The sequence below is a fragment of the Roseateles sp. genome, assembly GCF_965229315.1.
Classification (GTDB): Bacteria; Pseudomonadota; Gammaproteobacteria; order Burkholderiales; family Burkholderiaceae_C; genus Pelomonas.
In genome coordinates this window covers 2,401,711-2,414,754 of the sequence record NZ_CBDDJA010000002.1, presented here as the reverse complement: position 1 = coordinate 2,414,754, position 13,044 = coordinate 2,401,711, and the positions used below count along the sequence as shown (strand labels likewise).

Sequence of the window (13,044 nt, the reverse complement as noted above, 5' to 3'; positions counted from 1 at the left end):
TGCCCGTGAACGAACCCGGCAGCCTGCGATGAGCCTCGACGCCGCGCTCATCGGGTCTGCCGCGCTGATGGGCCTGGCTGCGGCGCCGCACTGCGCGCTGATGTGCAGCACGCCTTGCGCGCTCGCCGCGCGCGGCCGGCGCGAGCAGATGCGCCTGCTGGCCGGCCGGCTGGTGGGCTACGGCGCGGCGGGCGTGGCGGCGGCCGGGTCGGCGCAACTGCTGGCGCGCATGTCGCAAGGGGCTGCCGTGCTGCAGCCGCTGTGGGCGCTGCTGCAGGCGGCGTTGCTCGTGCTCGGCCTCAGCCTGCTCGTGCGCGGCCGGGTGCCCGTGTGGCTGGCCCATGTGCGCTGGCGCCCCGCGCCGGGGCGCGGCTTCATGACCGGCCTGGCCTGGGTCGCGATGCCGTGCGGCCTGCTGCATGCGGCGCTGCTGCTGTCGGCGCTGTCCAACTCGGCGCTGGGCGGCGGCCTCGCGATGGCTGCCTTCGCCGTCACGAGCACGCTGGGGCTGGCCGTTGCGCCGGCCTGGGTCGCACGGCTGCCGCGCCGCGTCGGCGATGCGTCGCCGGCGCTGCGCCTGGCCGGGCTCGGCCTCGCCGCCGCCTCGGGCTGGGCGCTGGCGCACGGGGTGTGGGAGCGCGTGGCGCTGGCCTGCTGACGCGGCCATAAACTCGCGGGGTTTCGTTTCTCTCGCCCCATGCGAAAGCCTGCTCCCAGCCATGTACCAACACATCCAAGTGCCCGAAGGCGGCCAGAAGATCACGGTCAATGCCGACTTCTCGCTGAACGTGCCCGACCAGCCGATCATTCCGTACATCGAGGGTAACGGCACCGGCCTGGACATCACGCCGGTGATGCTGAAGGTGGTGGACGCGGCCGTGGCCAAGGCCTATGGCGGCGTGAAGAAGATCCACTGGATGGAGGTGTACGGCGGCGAGAAGGCCACCCGCCTCTACGGCCCCGACGTGTGGCTGCCGGAGGAGACGCTGCAGGCGGTGCGCGAGTACCTCGTCTCCATCAAGGGTCCGCTGACCACGCCGGTCGGCGGCGGCATGCGCTCGCTGAACGTCAGGCTGAGGCAGGAGCTGGACCTCTACGTCTGCCTGCGTCCGGTGCAGTATTTCGACGGCGTGCCCAGCCCCGTCAAGGAGCCGCACAAGGTTGGCATGGTCATCTTCCGCGAGAACTCGGAGGACATCTATGCCGGCATCGAGTACGAGGCCGAGAGCGACCAGGCGAGGAAGCTCATCAAGTTCCTGCAGGAGGAGATGGGCGTCAGGAAGATCCGCTTCCCGGACACCTCGGGCATCGGCATCAAGCCGGTCAGCCGCGAGGGCACGGAGCGCCTGGTGCGCAAGGCCATCCAGTACGCCATCGACAACAACAAGCCCAGCGTCACCATCGTGCACAAGGGCAACATCATGAAGTACACGGAAGGAGCGTTCCGTGACTGGGCCTACGCGCTGGCGCAGAAGGAATTCGGCGCCCAGCCCATCGACGGCGGCCCGTGGTGCAAGCTCAAGAACCCGAAGACGGGCAGGGACATCACCATCAAGGACAGCATTGCCGATGCCTTCCTGCAGCAGATCATCCTGCGCCCGGCCGAGTACAGCGTCATCGCGACGCTGAACCTCAACGGCGACTACATCTCCGACGCGCTGGCCGCGCAGGTGGGCGGCATCGGCATCGCGCCGGGTGCCAACATGAGCGACTCCATCGCGATGTTCGAGGCCACGCACGGCACGGCGCCCAAGTACGCGGGCAAGGACTACGTCAACCCCGGCTCCGAGATCCTGTCGGCCGAGATGATGCTGCGCCACATGGGCTGGACGGCGGCGGCCGACCTCATCATCTCCAGCATGAAGGGGGCCATCCTGAGCAAGAAGGTGACCTACGACTTCGCGCGGCTGATGGACGGGGCGACGCAGGTGTCGTGCTCCGGGTTCGGGCAGGTGATGATCGACCACATGTGAGCCGGCGCGGCCAGGCCCGAGTCATGGAGCGTCAGGCCAGCGCGCGCCGCTGCGTCTAGACCCGGCGATAGAAACAAAGCGGGGCGCCAATGGCGCCCCGCTTCATTGGCGATCCCCGATCAGCGCAGCGAAGCCAGTGCCGCGTTGAACGTTGCGCTGGGGCGCATGACCTTGTCCAGCTTGGCCTCGTCCGGCAGGAAGTAGCCGCCGATATCCGCCGGCTTGCCCTGGACCTCCTTCAGCTCGGCCGCGATCTTGGCCTCGTTGGCCGTCAGCGTCTCGGCCAGCGGCTTGAAGCGCGCCGCCAGCTCGGCGTCTTCGGTCTGCGCGGCCAGTTCCTGCGCCCAGTACAGCGTCAGGTAGAAGTGGCTGCCGCGGTTGTCGATCTCGCCGGTCTTGGGGCTGGGGCCCTTGCCGTTGTCCAGCAGCTTGCCGGTGGCCGCATCCAGCGCCTTGGCCAGCACCGTGGCCTTGGCGTTCTTGGTCTTCAGGCCCACGTCCTCCAGGCTCACGGCCAGCGCCAGGAATTCGCCCAGCGAGTCCCAGCGCAGGTGGTTCTCTTCCACCAGCTGCTGCACGTGCTTGGGGGCCGAGCCGCCGGCACCCGTCTCGTACATGCCGCCGCCGGCCATCAGCGGCACGATGGACAGCATCTTGGCCGAGGTGCCCAGTTCCATGATGGGGAACAGGTCGGTCAGGTAGTCGCGCAGGATGTTGCCGGTGGCGCTGATGGTGTCCAGGCCGCGGATGACGCGCTCCAGCGTGTAACGCATGGCTCGCACCTGGCTCATGATCTGGATGTCCAGACCGGCCGTGTTGTGCTCGTGCAGGTACATCTTGACCTTGGTGATCAGCTGCGCCTCGTGCGGGCGGTACTGGTCCAGCCAGAACACCACCGGCATGCCGGAGTTGCGGGCGCGCGTGACGGCCAGCTTCACCCAGTCGCGGATGGCGGCGTCCTTGCACTGGCACATGCGCCAGATGTCGCCCTGCTCGACGTCCTGGCTCATCAGCACCTCGCCGGTGGCGAGGTCGGTGATGTTGGCGACGCCGTCTTCGGGGATCTCGAACGTCTTGTCGTGCGAGCCGTATTCCTCGGCCTGCTGGGCCATCAGGCCGACGTTGGGCACGGTGCCCATGGTCTTCGGGTCGAACGCGCCATGCCATTTGCAGAAGTTGATGATCTCCTGGTAGATGCGGGCGAAGGTCGATTCCGGCATCACGGCCTTGACATCCTTCAGGCGGCCGTCGGCACCGTACATCTTGCCGCCGCTGCGGATCATCGCCGGCATGGACGCGTCGACGATGACGTCGTTGGGCGAGTGGAAGTTGGTGATGCCCTTGGCCGAGTCCACCATCGCCAGCTCGGGACGGTGCTCGTGGCAGGCATGCAGGTCGCGCTTGATCTCGTCCTGCTTGGCACTCGGCAGCGTGGCGATCTTGGTGTACAGGTCCACCATGCCGTTGTTGACGTTGATGCCCAGTTCGTCGAACAGCTTGCCGTGCTTCTCGAATGCATCGCGGTAGAAGATGCGCACGCAATGGCCGAACACGATGGGATGGGACACCTTCATCATGGTGGCCTTCACGTGCAGCGAGAACATCACGCCGGTCTTGCGCGCGTCCTCGATTTCCTTTTCGTAGAAGGCCAGCAGCGCCTTCTTGCTCATGAACATCGAGTCGACGACTTCGCGGTCCATCAGCGCAACCTTGGGCTTGAGCACGATGGTCTTGCCGCTGCGGGTGATGAGCTCCATCTTCACGTCGCGGGCGCGATCCAGCGTCATGGACTTCTCACCGTGATAGAAGTCGCCGTCGTGCATGTGCGAGACGTGCGAGCGCGATGCTTGGCTCCACTCGTCCATGCGGTGCGGGTTCTTGCGGGCGTATTCCTTCACCGCCTTGGGTGCGCGGCGGTCGGAGTTGCCTTCGCGCAGCACCGGGTTCACGGCCGAGCCGATGCACTTGTTGTAGCGGGCGCGGATGTCCTTCTCTTCGTCGGTCTTGGGCGCTTCGGGGTAGTCGGGGATCGCGTAGCCCTTGTCCTGCAGTTCCTTGATGGCGGCCTTGAGCTGCGACACCGAGGCGCTGATGTTGGGCAGCTTGATGATGTTGGCCTCGGGCCTGAGCGTGAGCTTGCCCAGCGCCGCGAGGTTGTCGGGCGCGCGCTGCGCCTCGGTCAGCAGTTCGGGGAACTGGCCCAGGACGCGGCCGGCCACCGAGATGTCGCTGCTGACGACATCGATGCCCGCCGACGCCGCAAAGGCCTTGACGACCGGCAGCAGCGAGGCAGTGGCCAGGCGGGGCGCTTCATCGGTCAGGGTGTAAACGATCTGGGTCTTTTCGGCGGTCATGAACGTGGTCCGGTAAATAGGAAATCCGTGCGGTGCGCGGCGTGCCAGGTGGCCTGCGCAGGGCATGAACTCTAGCAAGTCGGCCTGGTTGGTTGCGAGGTGCGCCAATCAATGGCTTGCGATATCCGGCCATACCAGTACCGGCAGGCGGCCTGCAATGCAAAAAGCCCCGCAGCTTCACGCCACGGGGCTTGTGTCCGCGAACCCGGCTCAGGATGCCAACTGCTGCTCAGCGGCAATCGCTGTGGCTTCCGTCGGCGTGATGTTCTGGGCCAGTTGGCCCTTGGGCCCTTGCACCAAGTCGAACTGCACCTGGCAACCCTGTTTCAGCGTCCGGAACCCTTCCATCTGGATCGCCGAGAAGTGGGCGAAGACGTCATCGCCGCCGGTTTCCGGCTCGATGAAGCCAAAGCCCTTGGCATCGTTGAACCACTTGACTTTGCCGAGCAACATGTTTGTCTCCATCTTTTTTGCACCTCCCGTAGAGGCGGGCTCCGATTCTGGAGAGGCGCCGCAAGGCGTCAATTCGGGACCTTCCCGGCCGGGTTGACCCGGGGATGCTTGCAATTTCGTCGGGCGTCGCCAACTGCCTGCGGTCGGCAGGGGAGATACCCCCGTCGATAGAATCCCCAGCATGCCTGTGTTGTCCGTCCTTCCACCGCAAAACCAGTCGACTCCGCCACCACCCGTGCCTCCCGTCAGGCCCGGGCGAGACGAAGGCGAAGGCGCGGTCGTCGTCGAGCGCCAGACGCAGAAGACCGAGCCCCCGCGGCTCTATCAAGTCCTGCTGCTGAACGACGATTTCACGCCGATGGAGTTTGTTGTCATGGTTCTGCAGGAATTTTTCCGGCATGACCTGGATACTGCGACGCAGATCATGCTCAAAATCCACCACGAGGGGCGCGGGGTCTGCGGTGTGTTCACCAAGGACGTTGCGGCCACCAAGGTGGAGTTGGTGTCGGCCGCCTCCCGGCGCGCCGGCCACCCCCTGCAGTGCATTATGGAGGCCGCATGATTGCGCAAGAGCTTGAAGTCAGTTTGCACATGGCGTTCGTCGAGGCGCGCCAGCAGCGGCACGAATTCATCACCGTCGAGCACCTGCTGCTCGCGCTGCTGGACAACCCCAGCGCCGCGGAGGTGCTGCGCGCCTGCGCGGCCAACCTGGACGACCTGCGCAAGAGCCTGACGCAGTTCATCAAGGAAAACACGCCCATGGTGGGCGGCAGCGACGAGGTGGACACGCAGCCCACGCTGGGCTTCCAGCGCGTCATTCAGCGCGCCATCATGCATGTGCAGAGCACCGGCAGCGGCAAGAAGGAAGTGACCGGCGCCAACGTGCTCGTCGCCATCTTCGGCGAGAAGGACTCGCACGCGGTCTATTACCTGCACCAGCAGGGCGTGACGCGCCTGGACGTCGTCAACTTCATCGCCCATGGCATCAAGAAGACTGATCCGGAGCCGCCCAAGGCACCAGACGGTCAGAATCAGGCCGGCCAGGAAGGCGAGCGCGAGGAAGGCGAGGGCGGCAATGCCAAGGCGTCGCCGCTGGAGCAGTTCACGCAGAACCTGAACCAGCAGGCCAAGGACGGCAAGATCGACCCGCTGATCGGCCGCGAGGCCGAGGTCGAGCGCGTCGTGCAGGTGCTGTGCCGCCGCCGCAAGAACAACCCGCTTCTGGTGGGTGAGGCCGGCGTGGGCAAGACGGCCATCGCCGAAGGCCTGGCCTGGCGCATCACCCAGGGTGAGGTGCCCGAGGTGCTGGCAGACAGCGTCGTCTACTCGCTGGACATGGGCGCACTGCTGGCCGGCACCAAGTACCGCGGCGACTTCGAGCAGCGCCTGAAGGGTGTGTTGAAGGCACTCAAGGACCAGCCGAACGCTGTGCTGTTCATCGACGAGATCCACACGTTGATCGGCGCCGGTGCGGCGTCGGGTGGCACGCTGGATGCGAGCAACCTGCTCAAGCCGGCGTTGTCATCCGGCCAGATGAAGTGCATCGGCGCGACGACCTTCACCGAGTACCGCGGCATCTTCGAGAAGGACGCTGCGCTGTCGCGCCGCTTCCAGAAGATCGACGTGCCCGAGCCCTCGGTCGAGCAGACCATCGAGATCCTGAAGGGGCTGAAGAGCCGCTTCGAGGAGCACCATTCCGTCAAGTACGCGCTGGGCGCGCTGCAGGCGGCGGCCGAGCTGTCGGCCAAGTACATCAACGACCGCCACCTGCCGGACAAGGCCATCGACGTGATCGACGAGGCCGGTGCAGCTCAGCGCATCCTGCCCAAGAGCAAGCAGAAGAAGACCATCACGCGCGCCGAGGTGGAAGACATCGTCGCCAAGATCGCGCGCATCCCGCCCGCGTCAGTCAACAGCGATGACCGCAGCAAGCTCAAGACGCTGGACCGCGACCTGAAGAGCGTCGTCTTCGGCCAGGATCCGGCCGTCGATGCGCTGGCCGCCGCCATCAAGATGGCGCGCTCCGGCCTGGGCCGGCCGGACAAGCCCGTGGGTTCGTTCCTGTTCAGCGGCCCGACCGGCGTGGGCAAGACGGAAGTGGCCAAGCAACTCGCCTACATCCTGGGCATCGAGCTGATCCGCTTCGACATGTCCGAGTACATGGAGCGCCACGCCGTCAGCCGCCTCATCGGTGCGCCTCCGGGCTATGTCGGCTTCGATCAGGGTGGCCTGCTGACCGAGGCGGTCACGAAGAAGCCGCATTCGGTGCTGCTGCTGGATGAGATCGAGAAGGCGCATCCGGACGTCTTCAACGTGCTGCTGCAGGTCATGGACCACGGCACGCTGACCGACAACAACGGGCGCAAGGCCGACTTCCGCAACGTCATCATCGTCATGACGACGAACGCGGGCGCCGAGGCCTTGAACAAGGCGACCATCGGCTTCACCAACTCGCGCCAGCAGGGCGACGAGATGGCCGACATCAAGCGGCTGTTCACGCCCGAGTTCCGCAACCGGCTGGACGCCATCGTGTCCTTCCGCGCGCTGGACGAGGAAATCATCCTGCGCGTGGTCGACAAGTTCCTGCTGCAGCTTGAAAGCCAGCTGCAGGAGAAGAAGGTCGAGGTCAGCTTCTCCGACGCGCTGCGCAAGCAGCTTGCCAAGAAGGGGTTCGATCCGCTGATGGGCGCACGGCCGATGCAGCGCCTGATCCAGGACACCATCCGCCGCGCGCTGGCTGACGAATTGCTCTTCGGCAAACTGGTGGACGGTGGCCGCCTGAGCGTGGACGTGGACGACAAGGGCGAGACGGTGCTGGACATCCAGCCCACGCCGCCCAAGCCGGCCAAGGACAACAAGCCCAAGGCGGAGCCCGCGACGGCTTGAGTCCGCCGCACGCCAAAAATCAAGGGACGCCGCGGCGTCCCTTTTTTGTTGTTCGGGCCTTCAGCCGTTCAGTGCGCGTGGGGGTCTTGCTTGAAGAAGCCCGCCAGCAGCTCGTACATCGCCGGCTCTTCGGCGCGCATGGCCGTCGGCGCCACGAAGAAGGCCTCCACGGCGACTGCAAAGAACTCCTCGACGGCCTCGCCGCCGTAGGGGTCGATCAGCGTCTCCTCGCCGGCGTCGATGCGCTCGCAGAACCGCTCCCACTCGGCGTCGATGACCTCGATCCAGCGTTCACGCGCCGCGCTGCCGCCGTCCAGCGGCGGCACCCCGTCGGCCAGGCCGTCGCGCATGTCGATGACGTGGGCGAACTCGTGGATGACGACGTTGAAGACCGCATCCGCGCCGAACTGGGCCGGGTCATCGCTGACGGCCACCGCGTTCCAGGCCAGCATCAGCGGCCCGCCTTCCATCGCTTCGCCGGCCAGCTCCTCGTCGTACTCGTGAACGATGCCGTCCTCGTCTTCGACACGCCGCTGCGCGACGACCTCGCCCGCGTGCATGACGACGCCCACGAAGCCGTCGTACCAGGACAGGCCCAGTCGCAGCACCGGCAGGCAGGCCTGCGCCGCGACGGCGATCGCCACCTCGTCCGTCACCTCGAAGCCGTTGACGCCGTGGAATTCCTTGCTCGCCAGGAACAGGCTGCACAGGCGGCGCAGTTCGGCCAGGTCCGCGGCGCTGCGGCGGGCCAGGAAGGGGTAGCGCAGCAGCGTCAGCTGCCACAGCGCATCGGGAATGGCGTGTCGCTCGACGGCGCGCTGCTCGCGCCACCGGGTCAGGGCTTTCAGGATCACAGCGGGAGGCGCTCCAGGCCTGCGGCGGACAGACGGATCACGTCGCCACGCACCGGTGTGGCATCGAAGTCCCAATCGGACAGCACGACGCGCTCGAATCCGTCGCCCAACTCGTGCCGGCCAGGGCGGTGCGTGTGGCCGTGGATCATCGTCGTCGCGCCGGCCTCGCGCAGTAGCGCGCGGCAGGCCTGGGCATCGAGGTCGGTCGCTATCAGCTGCGCCGCCTGCGCGGCGCGGCTGCCGTCGCGCATCTGGCGGCCCAGGGCCTGCCGCGCGGCCAGCGGCTGGGCCAGCACCTGCGCCTGCCAGTCGGGCGAGCGCACCTGCCGGCGCAAGGCCTGGTAGGCCGTGTCGTCCAGGCATTGCGCATCGCCATGCACCAGCAGCCAGCGCTGCCCGAAGGCCGCGAGGACGGTGGGGTCGGGCAGGGCGGTCATGCTGCTGGCGGCGAGCATGTCGGCCCCCACGAGGAAGTCGCGGTTGCCGTGCATGAAGAACAGATCCAGCCGCGCGCTGGCCTGGCGCAGCAGGCGCACGACGCCCGCCTCGAAGGGCTGGCCGCGGGCATCGTCGCCGACCCAGACCTCGAAGATGTCGCCGAGCAGCAGCACCGCCTGTGCGGGCGTCTCGGCGAGATGACGTTCGAGCCGGGCCAGGGTGCCCGGCGTGTCAGGCCCCAGGTGCAGGTCTGACAGCAGGTCCACCTGCTGCCAGTGCGCCGGGGCCGTGAGCGTGGGAATCAAGCGATTTCTTCGGCGCGCTCGATGACGACGTCCTCCGCCGGCACATCGCCGTGGCCGGCGCGCGTGGCGGTCTTGGACTTCTCGATCTTGTCGACGACGTCCTGGCCCTCGACGACCTTGCCGAACACGGCGTAGCCCCAACCCGACGGCGACTCGGACTTGAAGTCCAGGAAGCCGTTGTTCGTCGTGTTGATGAAGAACTGCGCCGTGGCCGAGTGCGGCGCGTTGGTGCGCGCCATGGCCAGCGTGTAGTGGGCGTTCTTCAGCCCGTTGTTGGCCTCGTTCTGGATGGGGGCCTCGGTCGGCTTTTGCTTCATGCCGGCTTCGAAGCCGCCGCCCTGGATCATGAAGCCCTTGATGACGCGGTGGAACACCGTGCCGTTGTAGTGGCCGCTGCGGACGTAGTTCAGGAAGTTGGCGACGGACAGCGGGGCCTTCTCGGCGTCCAGCTCGATGAGGATTTCGCCGTGGTTGGTGTGCAGCTTGACGTGATGGGTCATTTCTTGGTGGGCTCGATCAGAGCCTTGGTGATGAGGATGGGCTTGGTCGGCATGTGCTGGTGCATGCCCTGGGGGGCGACTTCGGCGGCACGGATCTTGTCGACGACGTCCATGCCCTCGATGACCTGGCCGAAGACGGCGTAGCCGGTGGCCGGATTCTCCGGGTCACCGTCCAGGCGGACGTTGTCGGCCACGTTGATGAAGAACTGCGAGGTGGCCGAGTTGGGATCGCCGGTGCGCGCCATGGCGATGCTGCCGCGCGCGTTGGACAGGCCGTTGTGCGATTCCAGCGGGATGGGCGGCTTGGTCGGACGCTGCGTCAGCTTGGCGTCGAAGCCGCCGCCCTGGATCATGAAGCCGTCGATGACACGGTGGAAGATGGTGCCGTTGTAGTGGCCGGCCTTCACGTACTGCACGAAGTTGGCGACTGACTTGGGCGCCTTCTCGGCATTCAGCTCGATGCGGATGGTGCCTTCGGTCGTCTGCAGCTTCACGGTCTGTGCGGCGGCCGAGCCCAGGGCCAGCAGGCCGGCGAGCAGGAGGGGGAGGGTCTTCTTCATGGGGCTGTGGTCGGTCTCTGATTAAGGCATCCGCAGTTCGCGCGTTAGCGCCAGCGTGCGGTTGATCTTGCCGGCCAGCGCGTCGCTGGGGGCCAGCGACGCCTTCTGCGCGCGCTGGTAGGCGCGCAGCGCCAGGCGCAGCAGCACGTCGCCCAGGTTTTCCTGCGCCTGGGCATGTTCGGGTTGCAGGCGCAGCGCCTGGTCGAGCGCGACCCGGGCTTCGTCCAGTTCGCCCGCGGCGGCATGCAGCACGGCCAGGTTGTTGTAGGGGTCGGCCAGGTCGGGGAAGTCCTGCGTCAGGCGCGTGAACAGGTCCAGCGCCTTGGCGCGCTCGCCCAGTTCCATGCGCATGACGCCGAGGGCGAAGCGCAGCTGCAGGTCGTCCGGTGTGCGGGTCAGCGCCTGCTCGATCTGGTCGACGGCCTGCGTCTTCTGGCCGGCGAGCCACAGGCGCTGGGCATTGGCGAGATCATCGGCGCGGGCCGGCGCCCAGGCCAGCGCGGCGAGCAGCAAGAGGGTGGGGAGGCAAAAGCGCATGAGGGTTGTGTCGGGGAGCGGCGCGAGGGTCGACCGCTATACTGATTTCATTCTATGAGCCCCGCCTGGGCGGACCCGGTGCGGGGCTTCTCGTTGGTGGCTGTCGCCCGTTTGTTTCCATGTCCTTGCGCGTCTACAACTCCCTCAGTCGCCATCTCGAAGACTTCCAACCGCTCGTGCCCGGCCAGGTCCGCATGTACGTCTGCGGCATCACGGTCTACGACTTGTGCCACATGGGGCACTTGCGCATGAACATGGCGTTCGACGTCATCTACCGCTGGCTGCGCGCCAGCGGCCTGGACGTCACCTACGTGCGCAACATCACTGACATCGACGACAAGATCATCAAGCGCGCCGTCGAGCGCGGCATCACGATCCGCCAGCTCACCGACGAGATGAGCGCGGCGATGCACGAGGACTTCGCCGCCGTCGGCCTGCTCAGCCCCGACCATGAGCCGCGCGCGACCGACTACGTGCCGCAGATGCTGTCGCTGATCGAGCGCCTGGAAGAACGCGGTCTCGCCTATCGCGCCGAGGGCGGCGATGTGAACTACGCCGTGCGCAAGTTCGACGGCTACGGCAAGCTCAGCGGCAAGAGCCTGGACGACCTGCGCGCCGGCGAGCGCGTGGCCGTGGACGACGGCAAGCTCGATCCGCTGGACTTCGTGCTGTGGAAGGCCGCCAAGGCCGAGGAACCCGCGGACGCCAAGTGGGCCGGCGGCCCGGCTGGCTACAGCGAAGGCCGCCCGGGCTGGCATATCGAGTGCTCGGCCATGAGCTGCGCGCTGCTGGGCGAGAGCTTCGACATCCATGGCGGCGGCGCCGACCTGCAGTTCCCGCACCACGAGAACGAGATCGCCCAGAGCGAGGGTGCCGGCTACGACTTCGCCAAGTACTGGTTGCACAACGGCTTCCTGAACGTCGACGGGGAGAAGATGTCCAAGAGCCTGGGCAACTTCTTCACCATCCGCGACGTGCTGCAGAAGTTCGACGGCGAGACGCTGCGCTTCTTCATGCTGCGCACGCACTACCGCCGCCCGTTCAACTTCAGCGACGCGCACCTGGAAGACGCGCGCACGGCGCTGACGCGCCTGTACACGGCGCTGGACACCGTGCCGCCCGCCGACGTCGCCATCGACTGGACCGAACCCGCAGCCGCCGCCTTCAAGACGGCCATGGACGAAGACTTCGGCACGCCCGGTGCCATCGCCGTGCTGTTCGACCTCGTCAACGAGGTCAACCGCGACCGCTCGCCGCAGCGCGCCGGCCTGTTGAAGGCGCTGGCCGGCGTGCTGGGGGTGCTGCAGCAGGAACCGCGTGCCTATCTGCAGGGCGGCTCGGATGGCGACGCGACGTGGATCGAGGAACGCATCGCGGCCCGCGCCGCAGCCAAGGCGGCGAAGGATTTCGCCGGTGCCGACGCGATCCGTGCGGAGCTGACGGACAGGGGCATCACGCTGAAGGACGGTGCCGGTGGCACGACCTGGGTGAAGAGCTGATGGCGTTGAAGCCCCCCGTCGAGGTCACGCCCGACTATTGGGACGAGGCCTGCAGGCATCTGGTCAAGCGCGACCGGGTCATGAAGAAGCTCATCCCGCAGTTTGGCGAGGCCCGGTTGCAGACGCGTGGCGACGCCTTCGCCACGCTGGCGCGCTCCATCGTCGGGCAGCAGATTTCGGTGAAGGCGGCCCAGTCGGTCTGGCAGCGCTGGATCGAACTGGCGCCGAAGTTCCAGCCCGCCGCGGTGCTGGCGCTGGGCGTGGAGGCCCAGCGGGCCGCCGGCCTGTCGGCGCGCAAGGTCGAATACCTGCGCGACCTGGCCAAGCACTTCGACGACGGCCAAGTGCATGTGCGCCAATGGGCGCAGATGGACGACGAAGCCATCATCGAAGAACTCGTGGCCATCCGTGGCATCGGCCGCTGGACGGCCGAGATGTTCTTGATTTTTCACCTGATGCGCCCCAACGTGATGCCGCTGGACGACATCGGCCTGCTCAAGGGCATCAGCCTGAACTATTTCTCCGGCGAGCCCGTTTCCCGCGCCGAGGCGCGCGAAGTCGGCGACGCCTGGGCGCCGTACCGATCGGTGGCGGTTTGGTACATTTGGCGCAGCCTCGATCCGCTACCCGTGGATTACTAGCCCACCCCCTACCGGCTGCGCCGGCCCCCTCAAGGGGGCGAGCC

At 66.9% G+C, this 13,044-nt stretch carries 13 protein-coding genes; 6 read left to right on the top strand and 7 right to left on the bottom strand.

Features of this window, described 5'->3' with window-relative positions; translation table 11 throughout:
* The first annotated feature begins 28 nt into the window (after positions 1 to 28).
* Together ACO07H_RS16065 and icd are read left to right on the top strand one after the other, a co-directional pair.
* Entirely contained in the window at positions 29 to 658 is a 630-nt protein-coding gene (locus ACO07H_RS16065) for a sulfite exporter TauE/SafE family protein (RefSeq protein WP_422015903.1), read from the top strand.
* A 61-nt stretch (positions 659 to 719) separates the two neighbouring features.
* Positions 720 to 1,973, top strand: a complete 1,254-nt coding sequence (gene icd, locus ACO07H_RS16060) for an NADP-dependent isocitrate dehydrogenase (protein WP_422015901.1) — start codon at positions 720 to 722, stop codon at positions 1,971 to 1,973.
* Between the two features lie 119 nt (positions 1,974 to 2,092).
* Here icd and ACO07H_RS16055 read toward each other — a convergent pair whose 3' ends face one another.
* The gene (locus ACO07H_RS16055; RefSeq protein WP_422015899.1) at positions 2,093 to 4,327 is read right to left on the bottom strand and encodes an NADP-dependent isocitrate dehydrogenase; all 2,235 of its coding nucleotides are present in this window, start codon (positions 4,325 to 4,327) and stop codon (positions 2,093 to 2,095) included.
* A gap of 210 nt (positions 4,328 to 4,537) precedes the next feature.
* The gene (locus ACO07H_RS16050; RefSeq protein WP_422015897.1) at positions 4,538 to 4,780 is read right to left on the bottom strand and encodes a cold shock domain-containing protein; all 243 of its coding nucleotides are present in this window, start codon (positions 4,778 to 4,780) and stop codon (positions 4,538 to 4,540) included.
* A gap of 181 nt (positions 4,781 to 4,961) precedes the next feature.
* On the opposite strand from ACO07H_RS16050, the gene clpS reads away from it, so the two are divergent.
* Positions 4,962 to 5,342 carry an ATP-dependent Clp protease adapter ClpS gene (clpS, locus tag ACO07H_RS16045; RefSeq protein WP_422015895.1) on the top strand — a complete coding sequence of 127 codons (381 nt, stop codon included), beginning with the start codon at positions 4,962 to 4,964 and terminating at the stop codon, positions 5,340 to 5,342.
* Positions 5,339 to 7,666, top strand: coding sequence for an ATP-dependent Clp protease ATP-binding subunit ClpA (gene clpA / locus ACO07H_RS16040; protein ID WP_422015893.1), 2,328 nt, complete (start codon positions 5,339 to 5,341; stop codon positions 7,664 to 7,666). Before clpS ends, clpA begins: the two co-directional genes overlap by 4 nt.
* A 68-nt stretch (positions 7,667 to 7,734) precedes the next feature.
* On the opposite strand, the gene ACO07H_RS16035 is transcribed toward clpA, so the two are convergent.
* Genes ACO07H_RS16035 through ACO07H_RS16015 form a run of 5 tightly spaced genes read right to left on the bottom strand, consistent with a single transcriptional unit; the run spans position 7,735 to position 10,860 of the window.
* Positions 7,735 to 8,517 carry a zinc-dependent peptidase gene (locus ACO07H_RS16035; protein WP_422018648.1) on the bottom strand — a complete coding sequence of 261 codons (783 nt, stop codon included), beginning with the start codon at positions 8,515 to 8,517 and terminating at the stop codon, positions 7,735 to 7,737.
* Positions 8,517 to 9,263, bottom strand: a complete 747-nt coding sequence (locus ACO07H_RS16030) for a UDP-2,3-diacylglucosamine diphosphatase (protein ID WP_422015891.1) — start codon at positions 9,261 to 9,263, stop codon at positions 8,517 to 8,519. The genes ACO07H_RS16035 and ACO07H_RS16030 overlap by 1 nt, the downstream gene beginning before the upstream one ends.
* The gene (locus tag ACO07H_RS16025; protein ID WP_422015889.1) at positions 9,260 to 9,763 is read right to left on the bottom strand and encodes a peptidylprolyl isomerase; all 504 of its coding nucleotides are present in this window, start codon (positions 9,761 to 9,763) and stop codon (positions 9,260 to 9,262) included. The genes ACO07H_RS16030 and ACO07H_RS16025 overlap by 4 nt, the downstream gene beginning before the upstream one ends.
* Entirely contained in the window at positions 9,760 to 10,323 is a 564-nt protein-coding gene (locus ACO07H_RS16020) for a peptidylprolyl isomerase (RefSeq protein WP_422015887.1), read from the bottom strand. Before ACO07H_RS16020 ends, ACO07H_RS16025 begins: the two co-directional genes overlap by 4 nt.
* 21 nt (positions 10,324 to 10,344) lie before the next feature.
* Positions 10,345 to 10,860: a tetratricopeptide repeat protein gene (locus tag ACO07H_RS16015; RefSeq protein ID WP_422015885.1), complete on the bottom strand. Its 516-nt coding sequence runs from the start codon at positions 10,858 to 10,860 to the stop codon at positions 10,345 to 10,347.
* Positions 10,861 to 10,979: 119 nt separating this feature from the next.
* Here ACO07H_RS16015 and cysS point away from each other — a divergent pair, with 119 nt between their 5' ends.
* A complete protein-coding gene (cysS, locus tag ACO07H_RS16010) occupies positions 10,980 to 12,359 on the top strand; it encodes a cysteine--tRNA ligase (RefSeq protein ID WP_422015883.1) in 1,380 nt (459 codons plus the stop codon).
* Complete coding sequence (locus tag ACO07H_RS16005; protein ID WP_422015881.1) at positions 12,359 to 13,000, top strand: DNA-3-methyladenine glycosylase family protein; 642 nt, start codon at positions 12,359 to 12,361, stop codon at positions 12,998 to 13,000. The genes cysS and ACO07H_RS16005 overlap by 1 nt, the downstream gene beginning before the upstream one ends.
* Positions 13,001 to 13,044 lie beyond the last annotated feature (44 nt).